The organism is Streptomyces sp. NPDC008313, from assembly GCF_042956125.1.
Classification (GTDB): Bacteria; Actinomycetota; Actinomycetes; order Streptomycetales; family Streptomycetaceae; genus Streptomyces.
On record NZ_JBIBFR010000015.1, the window covers coordinates 89,292 to 114,296 of the forward strand.

The following is a 25,005-nucleotide window of genomic DNA, read 5'->3' on the forward strand; positions in this document are numbered from 1 at the left end:
TTCCCGCCTTATATGTTCATACTGAAACGGCCTGTGCTTGGCTGCTTATGTTCGTAGGAAGCACCAAAGAGGACACCGAACGGATCGTGGGGGAACCCGGCCGGAGTGACCTCGAGCAGCAGGACTCGTTCCCCACAGACCTGCCGCAGCCCCGTTCAGCTCCGCTCCGTCCGTTCCCGCCCGCACCGTTTGAGGACCAGCATGTCCACTTCGGCCACCAAGGCCCCCGCGCCGGACCAGCCGCGGCCCCGGCCCGCGTCCGGCGCACTCGACCGCTACTTCAAGATCTCCGAGCGTGGCTCGACGCTGGGCCGGGAGATCCGCGGCGGATTCGCCACCTTCTTCGCGATGGCCTACATCATCGTGCTGAACCCGATCATCCTCAGCAGCGCCAAGGACATGTACGGGCACCAGCTGGACTACGGCCAGCTGGTCACGGCCACCGTGATCACCGCCGCGTTCACCACGCTGCTCATGGGCGTCATCGGCAACGTCCCGATCGCCCTGGCCGCCGGTCTCGGCGTGAACACGGTCGTCGCCCTCCAGCTCGCTCCCCGCATGTCGTGGCCCGACGCCATGGGCATGGTCGTGCTGGCCGGCTTCGTGGTGATGCTGCTGGTGGCCACGGGGCTGCGGGAGCGCGTGATGAACGCGGTGCCGCTGGGGCTGCGCAAGGGCATCGCGATCGGCATCGGCCTGTTCATCATGCTGATCGGCCTCGTCGACTCCGGCTTCGTCTCCCGCATCCCGGACGCCGCCCACACCACCGTGCCGCTCCAGCTCGGCGCCGACGGCCACCTGAACGGCTGGCCGGTCCTGGTCTTCGTCCTCGGCACGCTGCTCACGCTCGCGCTCGTCGTCCGCAAGGTGCCCGGCGCGATCCTCATCTCGATCGTGGCGATGACCGTCGCCGCCGTGATCGTCAACGCGGTCGCCACGATCCCCTCCTGGGGCCTGACCACCCCGAAGTGGCCCGGCAACCCCGTCGCCACGCCCGACTTCGGCCTGCTCGGCAAGGTCAGCCTCTTCGGCGGCTTCGAGAAGGTCGGTGTGCTGACCGGTGTCCTGTTCGTCTTCACCGTGCTGCTGTCGTGCTTCTTCGACGCGATGGGCACGATCATGGGCATCAGCGACGAGGCCAAGCTGACCGACGCGCAGGGTCAGATGCCCGGCATGAACAAGGTCCTGTTCATCGACGGTGTCGCCGTCGCCGCGGGCGGCGCCAGCTCCTCCTCGGCCACCACCTGCTTCGTGGAGTCCACGGCGGGTGTCGGCGAGGGCGCGCGCACCGGCTTCGCGAACGTCGTCACCGGCGCGCTGTTCGCCGTGGCCCTCTTCCTCACCCCGATCGCCACGATGGTCCCGTCGCAGGCGGCCACCCCGGCCCTGCTCGCGGTGGGCTTCCTGATCCTCTCCGGCTCGATCAGGGAGATCGACTGGGCGGACCACACGATCGCCATCCCGGCCTTCGTGACGATGCTGATGATGCCGTTCACCTATTCGATCACCAACGGCATCGGCATGGGCTTCATCACCTTCGTGGTCCTGCGCCTGGCCGCCGGCCGGGGCCGCGAGGTCCCGGTGCCCATGTACGCGGTCTCGGCGGTCTTCGCCTTCTACTACCTGATGCCGGCCCTGGGCCTGACGTAACACCGAGGACCGAGGACCCCGTACCCCGGTGCGGGCCAGGAACCCCTCAGCCACAGGAACTCAGCCACAGGCCCGCGGACGGGAGTCAGCGGGCCTGTCGCGTACCGGCGCCGAAGCCGGCGGCCGGGCGGCCCGTCGGGTGTCAGGTGTCGGGCGGACCGTCAGGCGCCGGGCGCACGGCGTCCCGTCAGGCGTCGGGTGTCAGGTCAGGCGTCGCGGCACGTGACCCCGTAGAACCTCTCCGTCTCCTCGACCGCGCTGCTGAAGCGCTCGTCGAAGTCACTGCGCATGAGCGTCCGGACGACATAGTCCTGGACGCTCATTCCTCTTCTGGCGGCGTGGTGCCGGAGCCGGTCGAGCAGCTCCCCGTCCACGCGCAGGCTGAGCACGCTGGTCCCCATGGTCCGAGGGTCGCCCCACCAGGGTGTGCCCGGGGTCACTTTTGCCCGCCTCGTCACTCGTTCGGGTGATCCGCGATCCACGTAAGGATGAGTGGTGTGGATCACGGGCATTCGCCGGTGTTCCATTGGTCTTTAGTGAGAGTAATGAGTTAGGCTAAAGGACATGCCTGACCTCACCCATGGCGACAACGCCGCCGCCGTGAACTCCCTGCGCTCCGCAGTGATGCGGTTGTCACGCCGGCTCAAGCACCAGCGGGTCGACGAATCGCTGAGCCCGACCGAGATGTCGGTGCTCGGCACCCTCGCCCGCTGCGGCACGGCCACCCCGGGCGAGCTCGCCCGCAAGGAGCACGTGCAGCCGCCGTCGATGACCCGCATCGTCGCGTTGCTGGAGGCGAAGGGGCTGGTCAGGCTGGATCCGCACCCCGAGGACCGGCGGCAGAAGGTCGTCACCCAGACCGAGCGGGCCGAGGCGATGCTCGAGGAGAGCCGCCGCAAGCGCAACGTGTGGCTGGCCGGACTGGTCGACGCCCTCGACGAGGACGAGTGGGAGAAGCTTCGCGCCGCCGCCCCCGTACTGGAGAAGCTCGCCCATCTGTGAGCGCCCTGTGAGGGTGCCCGCCCGCGGGCCCCGGCCGGTGACCGCCGGCCCGCCCGCGCCCTGACCGCACACGTAGGACCACCGGCCACGACCGCCGGCCCGTGACGCCCCGCCGGGCCCCCGCCCGGCGACTGCCGCAAGCCGTCCGTGACCGCCAAGGAGGCGAACGCTGTTGAGTTCGGGACCCGGAGCAGACTCCGCCCCCGCACCAGCCACCCACGACACCCCGCCCGTCCCCGAGCGCTCCTCGATGTTCCGCTCGCTGCGCGTGCGGAACTACCGCCTGTTCTTCCTCGGACAGGTCGTCTCGAACACCGGCACCTGGATGCAGCGCATCGCCCAGGACTGGCTGGTGCTGAGCCTCACCGGCTCCTCCGCCGCCGTCGGCATCACCACGGCGCTGCAGTTCCTGCCGATGCTCCTGTTCGGGCTGTACGGCGGCGTCCTCGTGGACCGCCTGCCCAAGCGCCCCGTCCTGCTCGCCACCCAGTCCGCGATGGGCCTCACCGGCCTCGCGCTGGCCTTCCTCACCCTCTCCGGACACGTCCAGGTCTGGCACGTCTACGTCGCCGCCGTCGCCATGGGCCTCGCCACGGTCGTCGACAACCCGGCCCGGCAGTCCTTCGTCTCCGAGATGGTCGGCTCCGGCCAGCTGCAGAACGCGGTCAGTCTCAACTCCGCCAACTTCCAGTCCGCCCGGCTCGTCGGCCCCGCCGTCGCGGGCCTGCTGATCACCGGCGTCGGCACCGGCTGGGCCTTCCTGCTGAACGGACTGTCGTTCGTCGCGCCCCTCGCGGCGCTGCTGATGATGCGCTCGCGCGAGCTGTTCCAGAACCAGCGCGCCCCGCGCGGCAAGGGCCAGCTCCGCGAGGGCCTGCGCTATGTGGCGGGCCGGCCCGACCTGATCTGGCCGATCGTCCTGGTCGGCTTCATCGGCACCTTCGGCTTCAACTTCCCCGTCTGGCTGACCGCGTACGCGGACGACGTCTTCCACTCCGGCGCCGGTGCCTACAGCCTCTTCAACACGCTGATGGCCCTCGGCTCCCTCGCCGGCGCCCTGCTGGCCGCCCGGCGCGGCACGGCCCGGCTGCGCGTCCTGATCGCCGCCGCCGTCGCCTTCGGCGTGCTGGAGATGGTCGCCGCGCTGGCCCCGTCGTTCTGGCTGTTCGCGCTGCTCATGGTGCCGATCGGGATGTTCGGCATGACCGTCAACGTCACGGCGAACACCTCGGTGCAGATGGCCACCGACCCGGCGATGCGCGGCCGCGTCATGGCCCTGTTCATGATGGTCTTCGTGGGCGGTACGCCCCTGGGCGCGCCCCTGGTCGGCTGGGTCACCGACGCCTACGGGCCCCGCATCGGCTTCGCCGTCGGCGGGCTGGTCTCGGTCGCCGCCGCGCTCACGGTCGGCCTGGTCCTGGCCCGCCTCGGCAACCTCCGTCTCGCGGTCGGCTGGCGCGACGGCCACCCCCAGGTCCGCTTCGTGCCCCGGGAGAGGCGGCTGGCGACGGTGGCGTGAGCCGCCGTTCCCGCGGGGCGGCCGGGAGGTGGCAGGGTGACCGCATGAGACTCTTCGCGGCGGTGCTGCCACCGGAGGAAGCGGTAAGGGAACTGGCCCCCGTGGTCGACGGACTGAGGCGGCTGCGCGGGGCCGACGCCCTGCGCTGGACCGGCCGCCCCGGCTGGCACTTCACCCTCGCCTTCTACGGCGAGGTGGACGAGGAGACCGTCCCCGACCTCTCCCGCCGGCTGGCGCGCGCCGCCGCCCACACCCCGCTCTTCCCGCTCGCCCTGAGCGGCGGCGGCCACTTCGGCGACCGGGCGCTGTGGGCGGGCGCGGCGGGCGACCTGCGCACGATGCGGCTGCTGGCCGACCGGGCGGAGACCGCGGGCCGCAAGGCGGGCGTCGATTCGGGCGGGCACCGCCGCTACCGGCCGCACCTCACCCTCGCCCGCAGCCGCCTCGCGACCGACCTCCGCCCGTTCGCCGCCGCCCTCGCGCCCTTCGCGGGGCGCGAGTGGACGGCGGGCGCGCTGTGCCTCGTACGCAGCGAGCTGCCGAGATCGGGCGTGCCCGGTGAGCTGCCTCACTACGACACGGTCGAGCGCTGGGAACTCGGGGCGGGCGAGTGAAGGCGTCCGGACGGGTCCGGTTAACCTCGAAGGCGTGGACCCGAAAACCCGTAACCGGATCATGGCCGTCGTGCTCGTGCTGATGTTCGTCGTCGTGGCGGTGGCGGCGGCCGTCGGCCAGTAGAGCGCCGGACGGCCGCCTGAGCACGGCCACCAGGACGGGACCCGGGCGCACGCCTACCAGGCGAACGCCTCCGGGGACGGCCCCGGGCCGGGGAAGATCTCGTCCAGACCGGCCAGCACCTCGTCCGTCAGCTCCAGCTCCACGGCCCGCAGCGCCGACTCCAGCTGCCCGGCGGTGCGCGGCCCCACGATGGGCCCGGTCACCCCGGGACGGGTCAGCAGCCAGGCCAGCGCGGCCTGCCCGGGCTCGAGACCGTGCTTCTCCAGCAGATCCTCGTACGCCTGGATCTGCGCCCGTACGGCCGTGTCCTTGAGGGCGTCGGCGGCCCGCCCGCTCGCCCGCCGGCCGCCCTCGGCCTCCTTCTTGATGACGCCGCCGAGCAGTCCGCCGTGCAGCGGCGACCAGGGGATGACCCCGAGCCCGTAGTCCCGCGCGGCCGGGATGACCTCCATCTCGGCGCGGCGCTCGGCCAGGTTGTAGAGGCACTGCTCACTGACCAGCCCGTACGAGCCGCGCCGGGCGGCCGTCTCGTTGGCCTGGGCGATCTTGTAGCCGGGGAAGTTGGAGGAACCGGCGTAGAGGATCTTGCCCTGCCGCACCAGCGTGTCGATCGCCTGCCAGATCTCCTCGAAGGGGGTGGCGCGGTCGATGTGGTGGAACTGGTAGATGTCGATGTAGTCGGTCCGGAGCCGCTGGAGGCTGGCGTCGACGGCCCGCCGGATGTTCACGGCGGAGAGCTTGTCGTGGTTGGGCCAGGCCTCGCCGTCGGCGCCCATGTTCCCGTACACCTTGGTGGCGAGCACGACCTTGTCGCGCCGCTCGCCGCCCTGGGCGAACCAGCTGCCGATGATCGATTCGGTACGGCCCTTGTTCTCGCCCCAGCCGTACACGTTGGCCGTGTCGAAGTAGTTGATCCCCGCGTCCAGCGCCGCGTCCATGATGGCGTGGCTGTCGGGTTCGTCGGTCTGCGGCCCGAAGTTCATGGTCCCGAGGACCAGCCGGCTGACCTTGAGTCCCGTGCGTCCGAGCTGTGTGTACTCCATGGTCCAAGCCAACGGCCTGGAGTGCGCTCCAGGCAAGGGGAGACGCGGCGAGGGGGGACGGGGAGGGAGAGGCGAGGCGCGGGTGGCGGTGGTCAGTCGCGGGGGAACTCACCGGTCCTGAGGACGAGCCCGAGGGGAGTGGTGCTCATGTCGACGTCCGCGCCGAAGGCGACGGTGGTCTCGACGACGTACTCGCCGTCCTTGGGCTGGGTGTGGAGGTGGCACCTGCCCTGGTACGGGTCGACGATGAGATAGACGGACACGTCGGCGAGCGCGTAGGCGGTCTTCTTGGGGCCGTAGTCGTTCGGACCTGTGCCTGCGGAAATGACCTCGGCGACGAATGCGACGTCGCGATAGCGCCAACGACCCGATTCGTCCGGTTCCGTGGAGTCCTTGAGCAGGGCGATGTCCGGGCAGAACGCGTTCTCGTCGCCCGGGAAGTCGATCCGCACGTCAGAGAGCACCATGGCGTCCCGGCCGAACTCGTCCTCGAGTCGATGCAGAATCCGGCGAATGATCTGCCAGTGGATATTTCGCTGCGGCGTCATGTAGACAGTGCCCCCGACGATCTCGACCCTGAATCCTTCGGGGACAGGCATCTTCTCGAGTCGCTCGAACATCTCATCGAGGTGGCTCGTGTTGTCGCTCTCGGCCATCGTGATCCTGTCGTCGAGGACGGTCATCGTGGCGCTCCTCCCCGGCCGCTCACGGACGAGTGCGGCCGCGCGGTACAACGATACGCACGGCACCGGGGCACGGAGAGCACGCATATGCCGAGCAGCGGTCGGTGCTCTGCCATCCGCCGCGCTTTCGGACGCCTTCGTGGTCGCTCAGGCGGCCCGCAAGTGACGCACCATCGTGGCGTAGACCGGGGCATCCGGGAATGGCTGCTGGTTACCGACGTTGCTGTATCCCCAGCTCTCGTAGAGGGCCTTCACCTTGGGGTGTGTGACTTCGACCAGGAGGGTCACGCGTTCCTCCGGTCGACCGGACAGCAGCCGTTCATGGACGCGGCGGGCGAGGCCGGTGCCGCGCCACGGCTCGCGCACCATCAGCTCGAACAGCGCCGTAGTCCGTTTGCCGTCCTCGGCGGTGTCATCCTCGGGCAGGGGCGCGAGCATGTGCGACCACCAGCCGGTCTTCTGCGGCAGCGTCGCGGCGAACGCGTACCCGGAGGCCTCTCCTCCGTCGTACGCGACGACCGCTTCCCAGCCGGGCCGCGAGGCGTAGTTCGCCAGACGCTGTTCGAACCGTTCCACCGAGAAGAACGGGTCGGAAAGCTGGTCGGCGTAGACGTCGGCATACAGGGACACCAGCGTCGGGCAGATCTCCGTGAACCGGTCTCGGGCGTAGTGGACGAACTGGATGGTGTCGCCGCCGGGCGCGGTCACGACGTCTCCCTCACTGACGGTGGTCGGCGGGTGCCGCCATGATGGTCGGTGGCGCGCTCCTGCCACTCCCGGGCGATGGTCGACCCGGGCGCTTTCATCTGCAACGCGGACGTGAACGTACCGAGCAGGCGTGGCACGCGAGCCGTCGTGGCAGTGCCCGGAGGGGGCATGACGGCGGCGGCGGTATCGCACGCCTGCTCCACGTCACCTTGTGAGAGTTGGGCGAGGGCGGCCTGAGCCGTGTAGTAGGCGCGGTTGCGGTGCTGGTCGGGGCGCAGGGCGGCCAGGCACTGGTAGGCGTGGTACTCGGCTTCGCCGGCCCGGCCGAGCCGGTAGTGGGCGATGCCCATCAGGCCGTGCAGTTCGCCCTCGGTGTAGAAGCTGACGGAGGGGGAGCGCGGAATGTCGAGGTCGGCCCGACCGAAGGCCGTCGCGGCGCGTTCCAGAGCGCGCAGGGCGCGAGGGCTGTCTCCTCCCGAGGATGCGGCCAGGGCGATCCGAGCGTGACTCAGCGATGCGTAAAGGGAATCGGCGCGATGCGCCCTGGTGGCCATGGCGGCTTCGGCTGCGGCCAGGGCATCGGCGTGACGGCCGCGCTGGCTGGCGAGGACGGCCGCGTTCCGCCATGTCTGGTGCTGCACTTCGCCGTCCCCTGACAGGCCGGCGAGCGTGACGGACTGTTCCAGGTACCGCTGGGCGTCGCCCAGACGGCCGCAGTCGACGACCGCCCACATCGCGGTGGCGCTGAAAGCAGCGGCCAGCGTGTACAGACGGCTGCGGATGCGCCCTGTGGCGTTGCCGTTCTGCTGGAGTCTCAGGATGTGCCGTACCTCCGCACTGGCCAGTTCTTCGAGGCCGAGGGTGCCGCCGTCCTTGTCGTCCCGTTCCCACAGTTCGGTGAGCCGGTGTCTCAAGCGCTGTACATCGACGAGGCCCACAGTGGGGCGAGCGCCGGTGGTGGGAGACGCGGCAATGGTGTTGGGGGTGGTGGCGGCCAGCACGTTGCCGGTGGCGGCCGTCAGGAAAGTACGGCGAAGCAGGGGGTCCTCCCGAGGTGCTGGGGCGGGAGCCGTCGCGCGCCCCCGGGGTACGAAGCCGAGGCGGGTGGCGGGCAGCCCGGTGACGTTCTCCAGGGCCAGACGCTGACGGTCCTGAGGCCAACGGTTCTCCGTCGATAACCAACGGAACACGGTGCGCTCGGAAACGTTCCCGCGTCCCCCAGTGAGCTGCTCCATGGACTCGCTGACCAGTTCCGCCAGTTCGGCGGCCGTGACCTGGTGGTGTTCCATCCAGCCGGCGAGAGCCCGGTTCTTCCTGCGCCCCATGACATCACGGTACGGGTGACGCACTCACTACCGTGAGTAAAGGACTGGTCAACTCGTCATGGTCGACGCGAGTAGGGGGGTGGAGCTTCGTCATGCCCACATGCACTTCCGAGCCGGTTAGTTGGTCGTACGGCAGGCGAGCACCTCTGAGGGAAGCAACCGATGACCATGACTGCTGCATCCGTAGGGCCTCAGCGCTACCAGGGGCGCTATCCGGCGACCTGTAGGGCCGCCGCACAGGCACGGCGGGACGTGACGCTGGCGCTGCAAGCGTGGGGCCTGCTACAGCTGGCGGACGTAGCCAGGCAGATCGTCACCGAGTTGGTGGCCAACGCGGTGGAGCACACGGACTCGGCCACGGTAGGCGCATCGATTACCCGGACGGGAGCGGAGTCCGCGCGGATCGTCGTGACCGACACCTCATCCACCCGGCCGATCCGAAGCACACCGGCCGCCGACGAGGAGAACGGGCGTGGCGTGTTCCTGGTCGATGCCCTTGCCCACGCTTGGGGAAGCGAGCCGGTACGCGGCGGGAAACGCGTGTGGGCCGAGTTGCGAGCGGGCGGCAAGCGGTGACAGGTCGCGCTCCTGGTGAGCTTCCGCGTATCGAGCAGCTCAGCCCTCGGCAGCAGACGGCCATCGACTGCGCGAACTGCGGGCGCAGACTCGGGGCGGCCGGCCTTGTGTGGGGTGAAGTGCGCTACCAGGGGCGCCTGTTCCGGTTGTGGGTCTGTGCGCCCCGGTGCACGTCACCTTCCACCGGCGACACCGCCTGAGCCGCCGCCCGGCGCTGGGGAACGCACCCGATCACATCCCAAACGGCGAATTCGCCGCCCGGCGTCAGACCCACCCCTTCTGCCATTCGAGGGGCAGAGGGCACCGACCTCACCTTGCCTTGGAGGCAAACATGCAAGAGCTGTCCGAATCTTTGGTAGCCGAAGCAGTCGATTACACGGCACTTCAGAACTTCGCCGCGTTACGCGGACAACTGCGCGTCTCCTTCACGCCGCAGTGCAACATCGCGTGCTTCTTCTGCCACAACGAGGGAGATGTACCCCCGCCTCTCATGCGCATCGACCGCACACAAAAGCCCCGCACCCGAGCCCTCGACCCTGACGGATATCTCAGAATCATTCGCTCCCTGATGGACGCAGGGCTCAAGCGGGTGTACTTCACTGGAGGTGAACCGCTGGTTTCACCGCTGGCACGCCCGATTCTGGAGCAGCTCCCCGTACACGGTCCGGACAGCAGCTACACCCTGATCACCAACGGCACACGCGTCCGCACTTATAAGCCGTGGCTGTCCCATACACGGCTGGACAAGATCAAGGTCAGCTTGCACTACTTTTCCGATGACAGCCTGCGGGCCATCGCAGACACTCGGTATGGCATCGACATCGTCCTGGACGGGATCGAGGCCGCTCAGGAGAGTTGCGACCGCGTGGAGCTGAACACGCTGCTCCTGAAGGAGAACGTGCACGAGGTCCCGGCGATCATTGACTACGCGCTGGAGCGTCGGATGCCCGTGCAGCTCATCGAGTTGGTTGGCACCACCTTCAACGAGGGACGCGCCTCATCCGCCGCTTCGGCCGACTCGGTCGTCACCCACCTGCGCACCCTGACCAACGAGGAACACACGGAAGTTGTCGGTGTCGGACAAGGCCGTCGCGTGTTCCGGGTCGATGGTGTCGAGATCGATGTGATCCACCGCGACCTGGGCCGTCACCACGTGGGTCAATGCGGTACCTGTCCGCGTCGTCCCGACTGCGTCGAAGGGTTCTGGGCCCTGCGCCTGGATCACAACGGTGGCCTCCAGCCTTGCCTCCTGCGGGATGACCTTCGCTTGGACCTCTCCTCGGTCCTGTCAGACCCGTATCAGGTCGTCGACAACGTCGCCGGCCACGTCACCGCCTTCACGGAGGGGACCCTGTGACTGTGTCCCGCCTACCGCCCCCATACCAGCCCCTTGGCTACGAGCGAGACGAAAGCCCGCTGATCGTGCTTGAAGGCGTCTCCGGCGTTGGCAAGTCCACGTTGCGTGCAGCCCTTGTCGAGCGGCTGGGGGCCACGGGCATCCACACACTGCACGCCCCACATGCCGACTGGTCCGGCACCGTCAACGCCCGGCTCCGGCCGCTGCCGCAGTTCGCCTTCTACCTCTCTGGGCTGCTGCACGTCTCCGACTCCATCCGGCAGGCACGTGTCACAAGGCCCGTTGTCGCCGACCGGTACGTGTCGTCTGTCGTCGCCTGCCACTCAGCTGTTCACCGTGTGCCAGTGGCGACCGTCGCGGGACTTCTGGAGCCGTACCGGCCCTACCTGAGTGAGCCGACGCGCACCTTCTACCTGCGGTGCTCAGAGGGAGCGCTACGCGATCGGCTGGCCGGCAAGAGCGACCTCTCCGAAGACGACGTCGATCTGCTGACAGTCAAGGGACGGCTGTCCCGACTGCTCGCGAACTTCGCTTCTGTGGCGAAGCAGGACCAAACTGCCGTCGTATTGGAGACGGACGATACGGCGGCCGAAGACCTCGCCGACCTGATCGTCAGCCTCTTGGAGAAGGACCGTGCTGAATCCGATCGACACTGACCGAGTGATCCGGGACGGTGGCGCGGTAGGCGCGTTCCCGGGGCAGATTCACGAAGCCGTGGCTTGGTGGCTGGGTACCTGCCTGGTTGTCACTCAGGGAGCCGGCCAGATCGCGGTTGCTCACAACGGTCACCCCGTCATCGCCGAATTCGCCGATCGCTTCTGCCGCGGCGCGGTCAACGCCCAGCACTACGCCTGCACCGTCCAGTCGCTGGGCCTCCGGACCCGCGATCGTCTCCTCGCCGCGATCGAAGATCTGGGCGGGGTCCCCGGGGCCTGGCTCCTCGCAGAGAGCAACGAGGGAGGAACGACCGTACGCATCAAGCTGTTCCACCGCCACGGCGTGGAGTTCGACGAAAGCAACGGCCTGGTCGAGATCCGCAGGATGATCGCGCAGGACCGCGTTCCCATCCCGGTCAACGACCGTGCCAAGGGGCGCATCGCGCCCTGGCCCAACGACCTTACGGAGGTAGGCCACCTGTGATCAACGTAGCTGAGATCGTTCAGTCGGGAACTGGCATCCTGTTCGTCACGCTCGACTCCCTGCGTTACGACGTCGCTGACAGCGCCCTTCATGCCGGTCGTACGCCTTGCCTGGCCCGGGTATTGCCCGGGGGAGTGTGGGAGCGACGGCAGACGCCGGGCACCTTCACCCTGCCTGCGCACATGGCATTCTTCTCCGGCTTCCTGCCCAAGCTGCCGCAGCCCCACCAGCCACCACGGCTGTGGGAGTGCCGCCCACCAGCCTTCAAGAGGGTGCCACCGGAGACGTTCCAGTTCGATGCCGCCAGTCTCCTCGACGGCCTGTCTCGCAACGGCTACCGCAATGTGTGCGTGGGTGGGGTGACTTATTTTTCTCGTGAGACACCTCTCGGCTGCGTACTGCCTGACCTCTTCGACGAGGACCACTGGCGTCCCGAGTTCTGCTCTTTTGAGATCGACTCCACGCGCTATCAGACCGATCAGGCACTGGGGGTGGCCGATCACTATGTTGGTCGACGCCCGCTGTTCCTGTTCGTCAACATCAGCGCGACGCACGTTCCGCACGGTCACTACTTGAACTCCAGCGAGGACACGGCTGCCTCACAGGCCGCTGCCCTCGCCTACGCCGACGAGCACCTGGGACGCCTGCTCGACGGTCTCTCTCAGCTCGGTCGGTGGCTGGTCGTCATGTGTGCCGACCACGGAGACGCCTATGGAGACGACGGTTATCACGGGCGAGGCATCGCCCACCCTGCCGTCTTCGACGTTCCGTTCGCCACCTGGGTGCAGCACTGACCGCTACGCTCACGAGGCATGAGCAGTGACTCGATGCCTGACGCATCCGTGGTCGTCGCCCGCGATTCACGGGGCAGCATCGCCCTGCTCAGTGCCGAGTTCCCCGACCACGGAGGCGAGCACCTCTTCCTTCCGGGCGGTCGCTTCGAGCCCGGAGAGTCCCCGCTCGCGTGCGCGCGCCGTGAGTTGCGGGAGGAGGCCGGTGTCCGGGCGGAGTGGTGGCGGGGGCTCGGTTCGTACGCCATCACTCTCTGCTCCGCCGCCCGGGTTCATCTGTTCGAGGCCCGGCACCTGACGCTCGGACCTCAGGAGCTCACCGAGAGTGAGCAGGGTTTCGCGCTCTCGTGGTGGCCGATGAGCGACGCTCTGCGAGCGGTCCACGACGGACGGTTCCTCCTCCCTGCCGGGCCGCTGGCGCTCTTGCTGGCGCACGACCGTCCCGCGGAGTGACTTGTCACCAGCCCTCTCGCCCGCAGGCCTTCCTCGCCGCTTCGGCAGCGCTCGCGGCCGCCCCGGGCGATACCCCTGCGCCTATCCGGGGACGCCGAGGTCCTTCAGATACGTGAGGCGGGCGTTTATTGCTGCGGAGAAGTGGCGCCAGTCGAGGCTCTCGACCAACTCGATTGGCTTCGGGTTCTCAGCCGAAGATGTGACATAACACGCGGCGTCATAGAGCTGCTCAGCCATGAGTCTTTGGCAGAAGATTCCGAACCGGTCCTGGTAGGACGTATCGTGCCAAATTTCATCGGCAGGAAGGGCGCCCTTGGCCGTCTTGACCGGCCTTCGGGATCCTTCACCGTCCTGCATGATGAAGAAGTAACCGAGCCAGGGCTTCTCCTTCGGGTACAGCTCGGCGAGGGCCGCTCGGCGCAGATCTACGGCGCTGCCCAGCGCCTCTTCGACCCTGTTGTTGTAGTTGTTGCCGTACGAGGGTCCGCCGAGTGCCTTCAGCTCGAACGCCGCCACGAGGACGTTTTGGTGGACGACCACGAGGTCCCACTGCTTCTGCGGCCGGTAGTAGCCGGGCAGTTCAAGGCCCTGTGACTTGGTGACGCGGATGCTCGCAGGTGGGTAGCCAGCGTCCAGGAAGAACTTCGCCAGGAGAGTCGCGATGACATCGAAGTGCTTGCCGCCTCGTACGGAGCCAGCGGTACCGACCCCTACCGCGTCCCGGATCGCGGACTGCTCGTTCTGTAGTTGCTTGGCGCCCCAGTACGCCGCGATGGCGTCCTCGAAGTCTTGGCGGGTGGCCGTCAAGATCTGTTCCTCCTAGTCAGGCAACTCGGCGAGCCCGTAGACGCGCAAAGCGGCCTCGGTGGCTGCCTCTCTGTCCCGCGCGTCGAAGGCTTGGGCGAGAGCCGCTTGGTCACCTTCGCTAATCGTCGCCGGATCCGGGACGCGGATCTTTCGGAGGTACTGGGCCTGGAAGCGAAGGGTCCCCCCGCGCATCTTGACCGCGTATGCCTCCACGAATGCCTCCGCGACCTTGGACAGCAACAGGCCACCCAGTACGCGCATGTCCCAGACGTCCGAGACGATGAAGTACAAGTTGTGGTGAGGGTACAGGCCGCCTTCGTCGAGGACCGGATGGATCCTCAACTTCATGTCCGGAAACAGTAGTTTCTGACGACGCGTAAGTTTGTCGTCGACCTTGTCGATGGTCTTGTACCAGCGCTGAGGCTGCTTGACCGCAACGTAGCGCTTACGCAGGTCCTCGCCGTGCTTCTCGAAGTAGGAGGCGAGACGCGGAAACGCGTCGAGGTCGACCAGGTCGCCGCTGGCCGTCCAGGGATTGACCAGGTGCGTGCCGTCCCAGTCGATGGTGCCGCTAGTGGTGTCGCGGACCATGGCCAGGGGGAGCAATCGGTCCGCCTCGGCCAGATCCTTGTCCTTGGTGAGGAAAATCTTGTCTGCACCGGTGGCGACACCGATACCGACCTTGGTTCCCGTCTCGGTGTCTTCAAGGAGTTGAAACCGCTCGGTGAGATCTTCGAGGACCGCGAGCCTGGCCGGTGAAGCAGCCGGCCACGAGTCCTCCTCCGGGAACCAGTGAGGCATGCGAGCAGCTTGGTAGGAGGTCGTGGTGACCGTCAGCGGTTCGCCCTTCAGGTACCAGCTGGTGAAGTCCCGTGCCTGTTCCGCTCCGAAAGACCGGGTCGTGTCCGCTGCCACCGCTGTGCCCTGGCACTTGTTCGAGATGAGGGTGATCGCGGGATAGGCCGAAACCTGATCGTCGAAGGCATCGACGTCGTGCATCACGAGGGCAAGGTCCATGCTGAAGTGTTTGGTCACCAGTTCCCTCAGTCGCCGACCGTACTGATTGCGCATCCAGCGGTCGGCGCAGATGAATCCCAGCTGACCCCCTCGGTTGAGGCTGCGCAAGGCCACCTCGTAGAAGCCGACGTAGACGTCGGCTCGGCCGCCCATAGTGGAGCAGGAGTGGCGATAGGCTGCCATCCGGTCGTCGGGAACGTCCTCGAGCCGGATGTACGGAGGGTTACCCACCACGTAGTCGGCGAGATGGTCAGGGTCCGACTGCAGGAGATAGTCGCCCTGCTTCACCCACGCTGCAGCGACCTTCCCTGAGTCATTCAGACCCCAGCCCAGTTCTCGTAGCGTTTCCGTGACCAACGTCCGGCTCCGCTCGACATTGGGGCTAAGCAGGTCGAAGGCACGAACGGCGTCGATCGCATCGGTGATGGGGCGCTGATGCGCATGGCATGACGCACTCATTCGGGAAGCGATGACGGTCAAGAACGCGCCGCCGCCACAAGCCGGCTCTACGAGCCGCAGATCGCAGAGGTCCTTGTCCGCCGTATAGCCAAGAAGGTCGAGAATGAGCTCGACCACCCAGGCGCGAGTGAACACCTCACCGTGCTCCACGGCCTCCTGTAGAGACTCGGGAAGGGAGAGGTCGTCGGTGCTGAACAGTGCGAGAGTTGCCACGCTAGGACAGTACCGCCGAACCTTCCTGGAGCCGGACCATCATCCACAGAACGTAATCGGTCAATAACAGAACTGAGGTCGCGGGTCTCGGATAACCCGCGAACTGCGGCCTCGCTGCACGGCGTCACCGGTTTGAGGAGCGTTCCTACAGTTCGCGCAGGGCCAGGCGAGCAATGGCCCGGTGGGTGGCGCTGGTACGGAGTCGACGATCAGAGGGGCAGATGTCACGTGGCAGAACGCGGACTGGCGGCCGGGCATCGCCGCAGCCGCTCAGCCCCCGTACTTCCCGCCCCACCCCCACGCCTGGTGCATCGCCCCCGCGAAGGCCGCTGCCAGCTTGTGCTCGCCGGAGGTGTTGGGGTGGGTGCCGTCGTACGTGTCGAGGGCTATGTCGTACGACTCGGGGACGGAGGCCAGCAGGAGGGGGGAGGCCGGCTCGTCCAGGTCGGCGACCGTCTTGGCCAGCAGCTCGTTGAAGAGGGTCACCTGCGCGGCGAAGGGGGCGTCGGTGGCGGCACGGACGTTGGGGATCACGGGCAGGAGCACCATCCGGACACGCGGCGAGGCCTCCCGGGCGGCCGCCACGAAGCGCCGTACGTTCCGCGCCGTCTGCTCGGCGTTGGTGTAGAAGCCCAGGTCGATCAGGCCGAGCGAGACGAGCAGCACGTCGGCCCCGGTGTCGCGGACCGCGTCGCCGATCAGCAGGGCCAGGTGCTGCCAGCCCTCGCCCCAGCCGGCCAGATGGGCGCGGGGGAAGTCCGGGTCGGCGTACTCGTGCGAGACGGGGGCGTCCAGCGCCTTGTCGTACAGGGTCTCGCGCGGGCCGACCAGGGCGAACGGGCCGCCGTAGGTGTCGCGCAGGTGCTGCCACAGGCGGTAGCGCCAGGTGTGTTCGCCCGCGCTGCCGATGGTCATGGAGTCGCCGACGGGCATGAACCTGAGCATCCGCTCATGATGGACGATCGGCGGGACGGGTGGGGTGTGAGCCCGGCCACGCCAGCGAACACCCGTGCGGGATGGCAGTCTTGGGACCATGCGCCGACTGTTCGCCCTGCTCGCCGGGGTCCTGCTCGTGGCCGCCCTCGCAGCGCCCGCCTCCGCCGCCGACGAGGACGACGGGAGGGACGGCTTCACGATCAGCGATCCGCGCATCACCGAGTCCAGCGGTCTGGCCGCCTCGCGTCTGCACAAGGGCGTCTACTGGACGCACAACGACAGTGACGACGGCCCCTACCTCTACGCCGTGGACGGGGGGAGCGGGAAGACGCTCGCCCGGATCACCCTGAGCGGTATCGGCTCCCCGCGCGACGTCGAGGCGGTCTCCATCGGCCCGGACAACCAGATCTACGTCGGTGACATCGGCGACAACCTCGGCGGCAGCTGGCCGTACGTGTGGATCTACCGGCTGCCCGAGCCCAAGGAGCTGAAGGACCGGACGGTCCGCGCCACCCAGTACGTGGTCACCTACGCCGACGGCGCCCGCAACGCCGAGTCGCTGGCCGTGCACCCGAGGACCGGCCGCGTCTACATCGTCGACAAGAACGAGGACGGCGCTCACCTGTACGAGGGGCCGGCGCACCTGTCCACGTCCGGGAAGAACGTCTTCGAGCCGGTGGCCACGATCGACCTGTGGGCCACCGACGCCGCCTTCTCGCCGGACGGCGAACAGCTCGCCGTGCGCGGCTACTTCGGCGGTATCGCCTACGACTGGAACGACGGCAAGCCCAAGCGGCGGGCCCGGCTGAACGTGCCGTTGCAGCGGCAGGGCGAGTCCGTCACGTACACCGCCGACGGGTCCCGGCTGCTGTACGGCAGTGAGGGCGCGGAGAGTTCGGTGGAGGCGGGCGACGTGCCGGGGCGCAAGGGCTCCGGGGCGGGGTCCTCCGGCGGCGGGTCGGCCGGGGGAGGCGGCGGCGACGGCACCGGTTCCGGGGTGAAGGTGGGTGCCGTGGCGCTCGTGCTCGCGGTGGCCGCCGGGTTCGGGATCCGGCGGCGCTCCCGGCGGGGGTGAGGGTCCGCCTCCGGCGGCACGGGAGGGGGAGCCGGCGGGGCTCCGGGCCCGTACGGGCGGTCGGCCGCCCACGCACTCGCGCGCCGGCGCCCGCCCGATGCTCGTGCCGCGTAGCGGCACAGCACCGAGCGAGCAGACCAGAATCCTCGGGCATCATCCCGAGGAGCAAGTCAACTCGCGAGTGGGAAGGCGCCGCGCCGCCGGGTCTCCCAGCGGACGGCGGAGGCGGTGACGGCGGCGGGAGCACGGTCGCGTACACCGTCGTGGGCGTTTCGGCAACGCCGCGAGCGTGCGTGCGGGGTGCCGCGACCGCGGGTATGTGTCAGACACCCCTTAGACATGTAGCGCGCCCGGCACCGTGACGGACACGGTGCCGGGCGCCTCTCATGGTCGCGGCGGGACGACTACAGCTTCTCGATCACGTGGTCGACGCACTTCGTCAGCGCCTCGACGTCCGCCGGGTCGATCGCCGGGAACATCGCGATGCGGAGCTGGTTGCGGCCGAGCTTGCGGTAGGGCTCGGTGTCCACGATGCCGTTGGCGCGCAGCACCTTGGCGACGGCGGCCGCGTCGATCTCGTCGGCGAAGTCGATCGTGCCGATGACCTGCGAGCGCTTGGCCGCGTCGGCGACGAAGGGGGAGGCGTACTTGGACTCCTCCGCCCAGGTGTACAGGCGGGTCGAGGAGTCCTTGGTGCGGGCCGTGGCCCAGTCGAGGCCGCCCTGGTCGTTGATCCACTCCAGCTGCTCGTTCAGCAGGAAGAGCGTCGCCAGCGCCGGGGTGTTGTACGTCTGGTTCTTGCGGGAGTTGTCGATCGCGGTGGGCAGCGAGAAGAACTCCGGGACGTGGCGCCCGCTCGCGTGGATCCGCTCGGCGCGCTCGATCGCGGCCGGGGAGAACACGCCGATCCACAGGCCGCCGTCGGAGGCGAAGGACTTCTGCGGGGCGAAGTAGTAGACGTCGGTCTCGGCGACGTCGACCGGGAGGCCGCCCGCGCCGGAGGTGGCGTCGACCAGGACCAGCGCACCCTCGTCCGCGCCCGCGACCCGCTTGATGGGGGCGGCGACGCCGGTGGAGGTCTCGTTGTGGGTGAAGGCGTAGACGTCGACGCCCGCCTCGGCCTTCGGCTCCGGGTGTGTGCCGGGGTCGGAGGAGATGACGGTGGGCTCGGCCAGCCAGGGGGCGAGCTTGGACGCCTTGGCGAACTTGGAGCTGAACTCGCCGAAGCTCAGGTGCTGCGACTTGTTCTCGATCAGGCCGTGGGTCGCGACGTCCCAGAACGCGGTGGAGCCGCCGTTGCCGAGGATCACCTCGTAGCCGTCGGGGAGCCGGAAGAGGTCGCGTACGCCCTCGCGGACCGAGCCGACCAGGTTCTTGACCGGCGCCTGGCGGTGGGACGTGCCGAGGAGAGAGCTGCCGGTCGCGGCGAGGGCGTCCAACGCCTCCGTGCGCACCTTGGAGGGGCCAGCGCCGAAACGACCGTCGGCGGGCTTGATGTCAGCGGGGATCTCGATATCAGCCACGGTCCGGAGCGTAGCCGCTCCGCGGGGGCCGGGTGCAACGCCGTCCGTCGGGTGAGACGGCGGGGTCCGTCCCCCTCGGGGCTCCGCCCCGGACCCCGCTCCTCAAACGCCGGAGGGGCTGGACCTTCCCGCCCCGGGCCCCGCTCCTCAAACGCCGGAGGGGCTGGACCTTCCCGCCCCGGGCCCCGCTCCTCGCACGCCGGAGGGGCTGGACCTTCCCGCCCCGGACCTCGCTCCTCAAACGCCGGAGGGGCTCTGTTTCGTCAGGCGGACCGGCAGGTCGAAGAGGTCGTTCTGGGTGACCACCGGCTTGTTGCGCAGTTCCGACGCCGGGACGGCGAGGTCCAGGTCCGGGAAGCGGGCGTACAGCGCCGGGAGGGCCACCCCCGCCTCCAGGCGGGAGAGCGCGGCCCCGGGACAGACGTGCGGCCCGTGCCCGAAGGAGATGTGCCGGTTCTCCGTCGTACGGGTGATGTCGAACTCGCCCGCCGTCGGCCCGTGCGCCTTCTCGTCCCGTCCCAGCGCCCCGTACGACACGATCAGCGCGTCCCCGGCCGGGATCACCCTGTCCCCGACGGGCACGTCCTCGGTCGCGAACCGGATCAGCACGTGCGACGTGGGCGTCGAGTACCGCAGCGTCTCCTCGACGACCGCGGCCCACTCCGCCTCGCCGGACAGGACGAGGGCACGCTGCTCCGGGTGGCGGGACAGGTTGACCACCGCGTTGACGATGAGGGAGATCGTCGTCTCGTGGCCCGCCGCGACCATCAGCTGGAGGGTGGAGACGATCTCCGCGTCGGTGAGCCGGTCACCGTTCTCCGAGGCGAGGATCAGCGCGCTGGTGAGGTCGTCACCGGGGGCGGCACGCTTCGCGGCGACCGTCTCGGCCATCATCCCGGCGAGCTCGGTCAGCGTGGCGAGGACCTCCTCGGACGGGGTCTGCGTCGAGAAGAACTTCTCGAAGAGCACCTTCAGCCGGGGCAGTTTCGCCTCTTCGAGGCCCATGAGGTCGGCGATGACGTACATGGGGAGCGGGTAGGCGAAGTCGGCCTTCAGGTCGACGACGTCACCGTCCGCCGCGCCCCGGGAGCGGGCCTCGGCGAGCCGGTCCAGCAGACCGTCCGTCAGCTCCGTGATCCGCTCCCGCATCCGCTCGACCCGGCGCGGGGTCAGCGCCTGCGCGACCAGCGTGCGCAGCCGGCGGTGGTCCGCGCCGTCCACGGTGAGCATGGAGCGGCCGGGGTTGGCGAGGCCGATCAGCGGCCAGTCGGGGGCGATCTCACCGCGCTGCCAGGCACCCCAGACATCGATGTCCTTCACCAGCCGGGGGTCGGTGAGCAGCGCGCGGGCCTCGGCGTGGTGGGTGACGGCCCACACGGGTACGCCGCCGGGCAGCTCGACGGCGACGAGAGGACCGGCCTCCCGCAGCCGCGCGCTCTCGCCGTCGAGGTCGGTGACGAACGGGTCGAGGGCGATGCGGCCGGTGGCCTCGGCCGCGGTGATCACCTCGGTGGCGGGTGTGCCGGGCGTCGCGGTGCCCGTGCTGTCGGGGCTGTCGGTGGCGGTGGTCATGCGGGGTCCCTCCCGGTGCCGGGGTCGGTGTGCTGCAACTGCGGTCGAGGACGGGCGCGGCGGGGTGTCACAGCGCCGGGACGGGGGTGAACCTCACGGGGAGTTCGGTCAGGCCCCGCAGCCACGGGGAGGGGCGGCGCGTGAGGGAGCCGGCGGGCACGGCCAGGTCGATGTCCGGCAGCCGGTCCAGTACGACCTCGATGCCCGTACGGGCGATGACCTCCGCGACCTCCTGCGCCGGGAACGGGCAGCGGTGCTCGCCGTGGCCGAAGGAGAAGTGGGCGTTGTTGCCGCCGGTGAGGGAGGCGCCGTCGACGCGGACCTGCGGGTCGCTGTTGGCGCCCTGGAGACCGAGGAGCAGCATGTCCCCGGCGCGGACGACCCGGCCGCCGAGCCGGGTGTCGCGGGAGACCCAGCGGCCGGCGACGTTCTGGGTGGGGGTGTCCTCCCAGAGCACCTCGTTCATGGCCTCGGCGACGCTGTTGCGGCCGCCGAAGAGGGAGGCGGCGAAGCGGGTGTCGGTGAGCATCAGGCGCAGCGAGTTGCCGATCCAGTCGGCGGTCGGCTGGTGGCCTGCCGCCATCATGACCATGAGGTCCTGGATGATCTCCTCGTCCGTGAACCCGCTCGGGTCGGCGAGCATCCGGGAGACGACGTCGTCCGCCGGTTCCGCCTTCCGGTCGGCGATGAGCTGTGCCATGGACGAGCCGAGGTGCTGCTGCCCGGCGAGGGCCCGCTCCCGGCCGTCGATCATGTCGTTGAGGGCGGTGACGAGACCGGGGCCCTGTTCCTCGGAGAAGCCGTAGAGGGTCGCGAGGACGCGGACGGGGAGCAGCATCGCGTAGTCCGCGACGAGGTCGGCCTCGCCCTTGGCGCAGACGGCGTCGATGAGTTCGTCGGCGAACCGCTCGGCGTGGGAGCGCAGGACGGAGGCGTCGACGGCCTCGAGGGCGCCGCTGATCATGGCGGCGCGTTCGCGGTGGCGTTCGCCGACGGTGTAGAGGATCGACGGTTGCTTGCGGCCGATCATCGGCAGCAGCGGCCAGTCGTCGGGGATGTTCGGCCACTGGCTCCACAGGTCGGAGTCCCGGCTGAACAGGACCGGGTCGCCGGTGACCTGGTGCAGTTCGCGGTAGCCGAGGACGAGCCACGCCGGGATGCCGCCGTCCAGGACGACGGGGGTGACGGCTCCGTGGTCGCGCCGCATCTCCCGGTAGAGGGCGGCGGGGTCGGTCTGGAACCTGGGCCCGCTCAGGGGCACGGGGTCGGTGGTCACAGGGCCGGCTCCGGGGATCGGGGGGCGTCCTGGGGGGCCGCCGCCGGGGAGTGCTGTGCGGCTCGGGCGCCCTCGGCCGCGTACAGGGTCTGGATGTACTCGACGAGCGTGATCAGCACCCGCTTGCTGGACTCGCGCGAGCGGGCGTCGCAGTCGAGCAGCGGGACGTGCGGGTCGAGGTCGAGCGCCTCGCGGATCTGCGCGTGGGTGTGGGCGGGGCCGCCGAAGTCGTTGCAGGCCACGATGAACGGCGTGCCGTGGTGCTCCAGGCGGTCGATGGCGTACCAGGAGTCGTCGATGCGGCGGGTGTCGACGAGGACGACGGCGCCGAGCGTGCCGGAGAACAGCCGGTCCCAGAGGAACCAGAACCGTTCCTGGCCGGGCGCGCCGAACAGGTACAGCACGTTGTGCGCGTCGAGGGTGATGCGGCCGAAGTCGAAGGCGACGGTGGTCGCGGACTTGCCGCGCACCTCGCTGATGTCGTCGATCGCCTCGCCGGCCCGCGTCATGGTCTCCTCGGTGTTGAGGGGACGGATCTCGCTCACGGAGCGGACCAGGGTCGTCTTGCCGACGCCGAATCCGCCGACGACGACGATCTTGAGACCGTTGTCGGCGGTGGCCCCCAGCGGGGTTCTCGCGTCAGAGGTTGCGGAGTCCAACGAGCACCTGCTCCAGGATGTCGGGGTCGGGAAGAGCGGCCTTGCGCGGGTGGCGTGCGCTGACGCGGCCCGCGGCGAGGAGGTCGGAGAGCAGGATCCTGGTGATGCCGACGGGCAGCCGGAGTTCGGCGGCGATCTCCACGACCGCCGTCGGCCGCTCGCACATCCGCAGGATCGCCGCGTGCTCGGACTGCATGCCGACCGTGGGATCGCACTCGGCGACCACGAGGGTCACCAGGTCGAAGGGCGTGTCGGGGCCGGACCGGCTGCGCCCTCCGGTGAGGGTGTACAGGCGGTCGGGCGCGTCGTCCCTGCCCGGACGGCTCATGACGTACGGGGTTCGGCGCGCAGGTGATCGCCGAGTTGCTCCACGAGTTCGCTCATGTTGTGGCCGACCAGGCCGGCGTCGGCGTCCTCGGCGGTGACGACGGCGAGGTGGGCGCCCTCACCGGCCTCCACGATGAACAGGACCCCTCCGTAGAACTCGGCCATGGCGGAGCGCACGCCGCCGCTGCCGTCGCCGAACTCCACGGAGGCGCCGTGGGAGAGCGACTGGATGCCGGCGGCGATCGCGGCGAGCTGGTCGGCCTGGTCGACGGAGAGCTCCGGGGTACGGCACAGCTTCAGGCCGTCGCGGGAGAGCACGAGCGCGTGCCGGGCGCCCGGGGTGCGCTCAAGGAGGCCCTCGATGAGCCAGGAGAGCTTCTCGTCGGCGGTGGTGGTGCCGGTCATGGGGTGGTGTCGCCTTCCGGGTGCGAGGGGGTGGCGGGTGCGGGGGGCGCGGCGCCGGGGTCGGGGGTGGTGTCGTGTGCGGGGCCCTGGCCGCTGGTGGTGCCGCGGACGGCCTGGCGGAAGCTGCCGAAGCGGGAGGCGGTGGTCCTGGCTCCGTCGGCCGGGGCGGCGTTGAGCTCCTCGGGGGCCGTGGTGCGGGGGCGGCCCCGCTCGGCCTCGGCGAGGGTGCGGCCGCGGCGGCGCTTGGGCAGGCCGCCGGTGGAGGACGGGGGCGCCTCGGCCGTGCCGTCGTGCGGGGCGGGCTCCGGGGCCGGTGTCTCGTGGGTGGGGACCGGGTCGGGGTCGAGGTCGCCGGTGGCGCGGGCGGCGGCGTAGGAGGGGCGGCCGGTGCCTCGGGCCGCGCCCTGGCCGGCGTCCTCCTCCGCGTCCCGCGGGGTGCCCTGGCCGGCGTGCGGTGCGGCGTCCGCCGGGCGGTCCGTGTCGTGGGCGCGGGGGGCGTCGTACGGGGCGTCGTACGAGGCCGGGACGGCGGCCGGGGCGGAGGCGCTCCCGTCGGCCGGGGCGGCGCCGTGCGCGGCCGGGCGGGTGAGGAGGTCCTGGGGGATGAGGACCAGGACGCTCGTGCCGCCGCGGGCCGAGGGCCGGAAGGACACCGTCAGCCCGTGCTTGCGGGCGAGGCGGCCGACGACCGCGAGGCCGAGCCGGGTGCCGGTGAGTCCGCCGAGCTCCGCCTCACCGGCGACGGCCGCCTCGGCGCGGCGCAGCTGGACGTCGCCCATGACCAGGCCGCTGTCCTCGACGGAGACGATGACTCCGGCGGGGACCTCCTCCACGTAGACGTGGACCTCGGCGGTCGGCGGGGAGAAGTTGGCAGCGTTGTCGAGGAGTTCGGCCAGGGCGTGCATGACGCCCTCGGCGGCGTGCCCGGCGACGGCGGCCTCGCTGGCCGAGTGCACGCGCACGCGCTGGTAGCCGCCGATGCGGCCCATCGCGCCGCGCAGGATGGACTCCATCGCGATGGGGCGGGCCCAGCGGCGGCCGGAGCGGGCGCCCGCGAGGACGGCGACGGAGTCGGCGAGGCGGCCGGCCTGCGCGGTCCGGTGGTCGAGGTGGAGCAGGTCCGCGAGGACCTCCTCGTCGGAGTGCTTCTCCTCCATGGCCCGCAGGTCGGCGAGCATCCCGGTGGCCAGCGCCTGCATCCGGCCGGCGGCGTTGGCGGTCGCGGCGACGGCGGAGTCGCGTGCACCGGCGGCCTGCCGGGCCTGGGCGGTCACCCGGGCCTTCTCGGCGGCGAGAGCGGCGTACTTGCGGCGCTCGGCGTCGAGTTCACCGGTGAGGTGCTGCCGTTCGGCGTCGTGCTCGTCCGTGAGGCGACGGCGCTCGGCGGCGAACTCCTCGGTGAGACGCGCTCGTTCGCGGTCGGCCAGCGCGGTCAGGCGCTGCCGTTCCTGGGTCAGCTCCTCGGCCAGCCGGGCGCGTTCCTGGAGGAGGCGGCCGGCGTCCCGGGTGACGCCGTCCAGCCGGTGGCGGGCCAGTCGGGCCGCGTGCACGCCGTGCGCGGCGACCGCGACCGCCGCGCACAGCAGCAGTGCGGCGGTGCCCGCGCCCCACGCCAGGGGCGTGCGGGCCGAATCCGGTGCGAGCCGGACGGCGACGGCGACGGCGATCGCGGCCACCAGGGCGGTGAGAAGGAGAGCGGGCGCCACGGCGCGAAGGGTGGGTCGGTCGCCGGACGGTATGGGCGCGGTCAT

26 protein-coding genes are annotated in these 25,005 nt (G+C 69.9%); 11 read left to right on the forward strand and 15 right to left on the reverse strand.

The features are described from left to right. The first annotated feature begins 201 nt into the window (after window positions 1-201). Entirely contained in the window at window positions 202-1,650 is a 1,449-nt protein-coding gene (locus tag ACFY93_RS21365) for a solute carrier family 23 protein (protein ID WP_391361292.1), read from the forward strand. 206 nt (window positions 1,651-1,856) lie between these two features. Here the strand turns inward: ACFY93_RS21365 and ACFY93_RS21370 are convergent, their stop codons facing one another. Continuing rightward, complete coding sequence (locus tag ACFY93_RS21370) at window positions 1,857-2,051, reverse strand: ribbon-helix-helix protein, CopG family (RefSeq protein WP_391361294.1); 195 nt, start codon at window positions 2,049-2,051, stop codon at window positions 1,857-1,859. Between the two features lie 163 nt (window positions 2,052-2,214). Here ACFY93_RS21370 and ACFY93_RS21375 point away from each other — a divergent pair, with 163 nt between their 5' ends. The 3 genes from ACFY93_RS21375 (at window position 2,215) to thpR (ending at window position 4,785) form a co-directional block, all read left to right on the forward strand. Next, window positions 2,215-2,652 (forward strand): MarR family transcriptional regulator, encoded by a 438-nt coding sequence (locus ACFY93_RS21375; protein ID WP_391361297.1) that lies wholly within the window; start codon window positions 2,215-2,217, stop codon window positions 2,650-2,652. 172 nt (window positions 2,653-2,824) lie between these two features. Next, window positions 2,825-4,171: an MFS transporter gene (locus ACFY93_RS21380; RefSeq protein WP_391361298.1), complete on the forward strand. Its 1,347-nt coding sequence runs from the start codon at window positions 2,825-2,827 to the stop codon at window positions 4,169-4,171. A gap of 44 nt (window positions 4,172-4,215) precedes the next feature. Beyond that, window positions 4,216-4,785 (forward strand): RNA 2',3'-cyclic phosphodiesterase, encoded by a 570-nt coding sequence (gene thpR / locus ACFY93_RS21385; protein WP_391361300.1) that lies wholly within the window; start codon window positions 4,216-4,218, stop codon window positions 4,783-4,785. 177 nt (window positions 4,786-4,962) lie between these two features. On the opposite strand, the gene ACFY93_RS21390 is transcribed toward thpR, so the two are convergent. The 4 genes from ACFY93_RS21390 to ACFY93_RS21405 all read right to left on the reverse strand — a co-directional run bounded on the left by ACFY93_RS21390 (window position 4,963) and on the right by ACFY93_RS21405 (window position 8,668). Continuing rightward, window positions 4,963-5,952 (reverse strand): aldo/keto reductase, encoded by a 990-nt coding sequence (locus tag ACFY93_RS21390; protein ID WP_391361302.1) that lies wholly within the window; start codon window positions 5,950-5,952, stop codon window positions 4,963-4,965. Between the two features lie 92 nt (window positions 5,953-6,044). After that, window positions 6,045-6,635, reverse strand: coding sequence for a Uma2 family endonuclease (locus tag ACFY93_RS21395; RefSeq protein WP_391361305.1), 591 nt, complete (start codon window positions 6,633-6,635; stop codon window positions 6,045-6,047). Window positions 6,636-6,782: 147 nt separating this feature from the next. Further along, complete coding sequence (locus tag ACFY93_RS21400; RefSeq protein ID WP_391361307.1) at window positions 6,783-7,343, reverse strand: GNAT family N-acetyltransferase; 561 nt, start codon at window positions 7,341-7,343, stop codon at window positions 6,783-6,785. After that, complete coding sequence (locus ACFY93_RS21405; protein WP_391361310.1) at window positions 7,340-8,668, reverse strand: Tat pathway signal protein; 1,329 nt, start codon at window positions 8,666-8,668, stop codon at window positions 7,340-7,342. Before ACFY93_RS21405 ends, ACFY93_RS21400 begins: the two co-directional genes overlap by 4 nt. 162 nt (window positions 8,669-8,830) lie before the next feature. Here ACFY93_RS21405 and ACFY93_RS21410 point away from each other — a divergent pair, with 162 nt between their 5' ends. From ACFY93_RS21410 to ACFY93_RS21435, 6 genes are all read left to right on the forward strand, one after another. Then, window positions 8,831-9,244, forward strand: coding sequence for an ATP-binding protein (locus tag ACFY93_RS21410; RefSeq protein ID WP_391361312.1), 414 nt, complete (start codon window positions 8,831-8,833; stop codon window positions 9,242-9,244). A 331-nt stretch (window positions 9,245-9,575) separates the two neighbouring features. Further along, a complete protein-coding gene (locus ACFY93_RS21415) occupies window positions 9,576-10,601 on the forward strand; it encodes a radical SAM protein (RefSeq protein ID WP_391361314.1) in 1,026 nt (341 codons plus the stop codon). Then, window positions 10,598-11,257 carry a thymidylate kinase gene (locus tag ACFY93_RS21420; protein WP_391361316.1) on the forward strand — a complete coding sequence of 220 codons (660 nt, stop codon included), beginning with the start codon at window positions 10,598-10,600 and terminating at the stop codon, window positions 11,255-11,257. The genes ACFY93_RS21415 and ACFY93_RS21420 overlap by 4 nt, the downstream gene beginning before the upstream one ends. Then, window positions 11,235-11,741, forward strand: a complete 507-nt coding sequence (locus ACFY93_RS21425; RefSeq protein ID WP_391361318.1) for a hypothetical protein — start codon at window positions 11,235-11,237, stop codon at window positions 11,739-11,741. The genes ACFY93_RS21420 and ACFY93_RS21425 overlap by 23 nt, the downstream gene beginning before the upstream one ends. Beyond that, window positions 11,738-12,535 (forward strand): STM4013/SEN3800 family hydrolase, encoded by a 798-nt coding sequence (locus ACFY93_RS21430; RefSeq protein ID WP_391361321.1) that lies wholly within the window; start codon window positions 11,738-11,740, stop codon window positions 12,533-12,535. The genes ACFY93_RS21425 and ACFY93_RS21430 overlap by 4 nt, the downstream gene beginning before the upstream one ends. An 18-nt stretch (window positions 12,536-12,553) precedes the next feature. Further along, window positions 12,554-12,985, forward strand: a complete 432-nt coding sequence (locus ACFY93_RS21435; RefSeq protein ID WP_391361324.1) for an NUDIX domain-containing protein — start codon at window positions 12,554-12,556, stop codon at window positions 12,983-12,985. Window positions 12,986-13,066: 81 nt separating this feature from the next. On the opposite strand, the gene ACFY93_RS21440 is transcribed toward ACFY93_RS21435, so the two are convergent. The 3 genes from ACFY93_RS21440 to ACFY93_RS21450 form a co-directional block, all read right to left on the reverse strand. Beyond that, window positions 13,067-13,792 (reverse strand): PaeR7I family type II restriction endonuclease, encoded by a 726-nt coding sequence (locus tag ACFY93_RS21440; RefSeq protein WP_391361327.1) that lies wholly within the window; start codon window positions 13,790-13,792, stop codon window positions 13,067-13,069. A gap of 12 nt (window positions 13,793-13,804) precedes the next feature. After that, on the reverse strand, window positions 13,805-15,481 hold the full coding sequence (locus tag ACFY93_RS21445; protein WP_391361330.1) for an Eco57I restriction-modification methylase domain-containing protein: 1,677 nt from the start codon (window positions 15,479-15,481) through the stop codon (window positions 13,805-13,807). A gap of 270 nt (window positions 15,482-15,751) precedes the next feature. Next, on the reverse strand, window positions 15,752-16,426 hold the full coding sequence (locus ACFY93_RS21450; RefSeq protein WP_391361332.1) for a GDSL-type esterase/lipase family protein: 675 nt from the start codon (window positions 16,424-16,426) through the stop codon (window positions 15,752-15,754). A gap of 88 nt (window positions 16,427-16,514) precedes the next feature. On the opposite strand from ACFY93_RS21450, the gene ACFY93_RS21455 reads away from it, so the two are divergent. Continuing rightward, entirely contained in the window at window positions 16,515-17,492 is a 978-nt protein-coding gene (locus ACFY93_RS21455) for a WD40 repeat domain-containing protein (protein WP_391361334.1), read from the forward strand. Window positions 17,493-17,896: 404 nt separating this feature from the next. Here ACFY93_RS21455 and serC read toward each other — a convergent pair whose 3' ends face one another. From serC to ACFY93_RS21490, 7 genes are all read right to left on the reverse strand, one after another. Then, window positions 17,897-19,015 carry a phosphoserine transaminase gene (serC, locus tag ACFY93_RS21460; protein WP_391361336.1) on the reverse strand — a complete coding sequence of 373 codons (1,119 nt, stop codon included), beginning with the start codon at window positions 19,013-19,015 and terminating at the stop codon, window positions 17,897-17,899. A gap of 237 nt (window positions 19,016-19,252) precedes the next feature. Beyond that, on the reverse strand, window positions 19,253-20,587 hold the full coding sequence (locus tag ACFY93_RS21465) for a cytochrome P450 (RefSeq protein WP_391361338.1): 1,335 nt from the start codon (window positions 20,585-20,587) through the stop codon (window positions 19,253-19,255). Between the two features lie 67 nt (window positions 20,588-20,654). Continuing rightward, entirely contained in the window at window positions 20,655-21,863 is a 1,209-nt protein-coding gene (locus ACFY93_RS21470; protein WP_391361341.1) for a cytochrome P450, read from the reverse strand. Further along, window positions 21,860-22,522, reverse strand: coding sequence for an ATP/GTP-binding protein (locus tag ACFY93_RS21475; RefSeq protein ID WP_391361344.1), 663 nt, complete (start codon window positions 22,520-22,522; stop codon window positions 21,860-21,862). Before ACFY93_RS21475 ends, ACFY93_RS21470 begins: the two co-directional genes overlap by 4 nt. Continuing rightward, the gene (locus tag ACFY93_RS21480; RefSeq protein WP_391361346.1) at window positions 22,503-22,850 is read right to left on the reverse strand and encodes a DUF742 domain-containing protein; all 348 of its coding nucleotides are present in this window, start codon (window positions 22,848-22,850) and stop codon (window positions 22,503-22,505) included. Before ACFY93_RS21480 ends, ACFY93_RS21475 begins: the two co-directional genes overlap by 20 nt. Further along, window positions 22,847-23,254: a roadblock/LC7 domain-containing protein gene (locus tag ACFY93_RS21485; protein ID WP_391361348.1), complete on the reverse strand. Its 408-nt coding sequence runs from the start codon at window positions 23,252-23,254 to the stop codon at window positions 22,847-22,849. Before ACFY93_RS21485 ends, ACFY93_RS21480 begins: the two co-directional genes overlap by 4 nt. Continuing rightward, on the reverse strand, window positions 23,251-25,005 hold the full coding sequence (locus tag ACFY93_RS21490; RefSeq protein ID WP_391361350.1) for an ATP-binding protein: 1,755 nt from the start codon (window positions 25,003-25,005) through the stop codon (window positions 23,251-23,253). The genes ACFY93_RS21485 and ACFY93_RS21490 overlap by 4 nt, the downstream gene beginning before the upstream one ends.

Coding starts and splice junctions, on each gene's coding strand:
- ACFY93_RS21485 (WP_391361348.1), bottom strand. CDS start 23,254: ATGACCGGCACCACCACCGCCGACGAGAAGCTCTCCTGGCTCATCGAG.
- ACFY93_RS21435 (WP_391361324.1), top strand. CDS start 12,554: ATGAGCAGTGACTCGATGCCTGACGCATCCGTGGTCGTCGCCCGCGAT.
- ACFY93_RS21480 (WP_391361346.1), bottom strand. CDS start 22,850: ATGAGCCGTCCGGGCAGGGACGACGCGCCCGACCGCCTGTACACCCTC.
- ACFY93_RS21395 (WP_391361305.1), bottom strand. CDS start 6,635: ATGACCGTCCTCGACGACAGGATCACGATGGCCGAGAGCGACAACACG.
- ACFY93_RS21370 (WP_391361294.1), bottom strand. CDS start 2,051: ATGGGGACCAGCGTGCTCAGCCTGCGCGTGGACGGGGAGCTGCTCGAC.
- ACFY93_RS21405 (WP_391361310.1), bottom strand. CDS start 8,668: ATGGGGCGCAGGAAGAACCGGGCTCTCGCCGGCTGGATGGAACACCAC.
- ACFY93_RS21490 (WP_391361350.1), bottom strand. CDS start 25,005: ATGACCGCGCCCATACCGTCCGGCGACCGACCCACCCTTCGCGCCGTG.
- thpR (WP_391361300.1), top strand. CDS start 4,216: ATGAGACTCTTCGCGGCGGTGCTGCCACCGGAGGAAGCGGTAAGGGAA.
- ACFY93_RS21365 (WP_391361292.1), top strand. CDS start 202: ATGTCCACTTCGGCCACCAAGGCCCCCGCGCCGGACCAGCCGCGGCCC.
- ACFY93_RS21465 (WP_391361338.1), bottom strand. CDS start 20,587: ATGACCACCGCCACCGACAGCCCCGACAGCACGGGCACCGCGACGCCC.
- ACFY93_RS21410 (WP_391361312.1), top strand. CDS start 8,831: ATGACCATGACTGCTGCATCCGTAGGGCCTCAGCGCTACCAGGGGCGC.
- ACFY93_RS21450 (WP_391361332.1), bottom strand. CDS start 16,426: ATGCTCAGGTTCATGCCCGTCGGCGACTCCATGACCATCGGCAGCGCG.
- ACFY93_RS21390 (WP_391361302.1), bottom strand. CDS start 5,952: ATGGAGTACACACAGCTCGGACGCACGGGACTCAAGGTCAGCCGGCTG.
- ACFY93_RS21455 (WP_391361334.1), top strand. CDS start 16,515: ATGCGCCGACTGTTCGCCCTGCTCGCCGGGGTCCTGCTCGTGGCCGCC.
- ACFY93_RS21375 (WP_391361297.1), top strand. CDS start 2,215: ATGCCTGACCTCACCCATGGCGACAACGCCGCCGCCGTGAACTCCCTG.
- ACFY93_RS21415 (WP_391361314.1), top strand. CDS start 9,576: ATGCAAGAGCTGTCCGAATCTTTGGTAGCCGAAGCAGTCGATTACACG.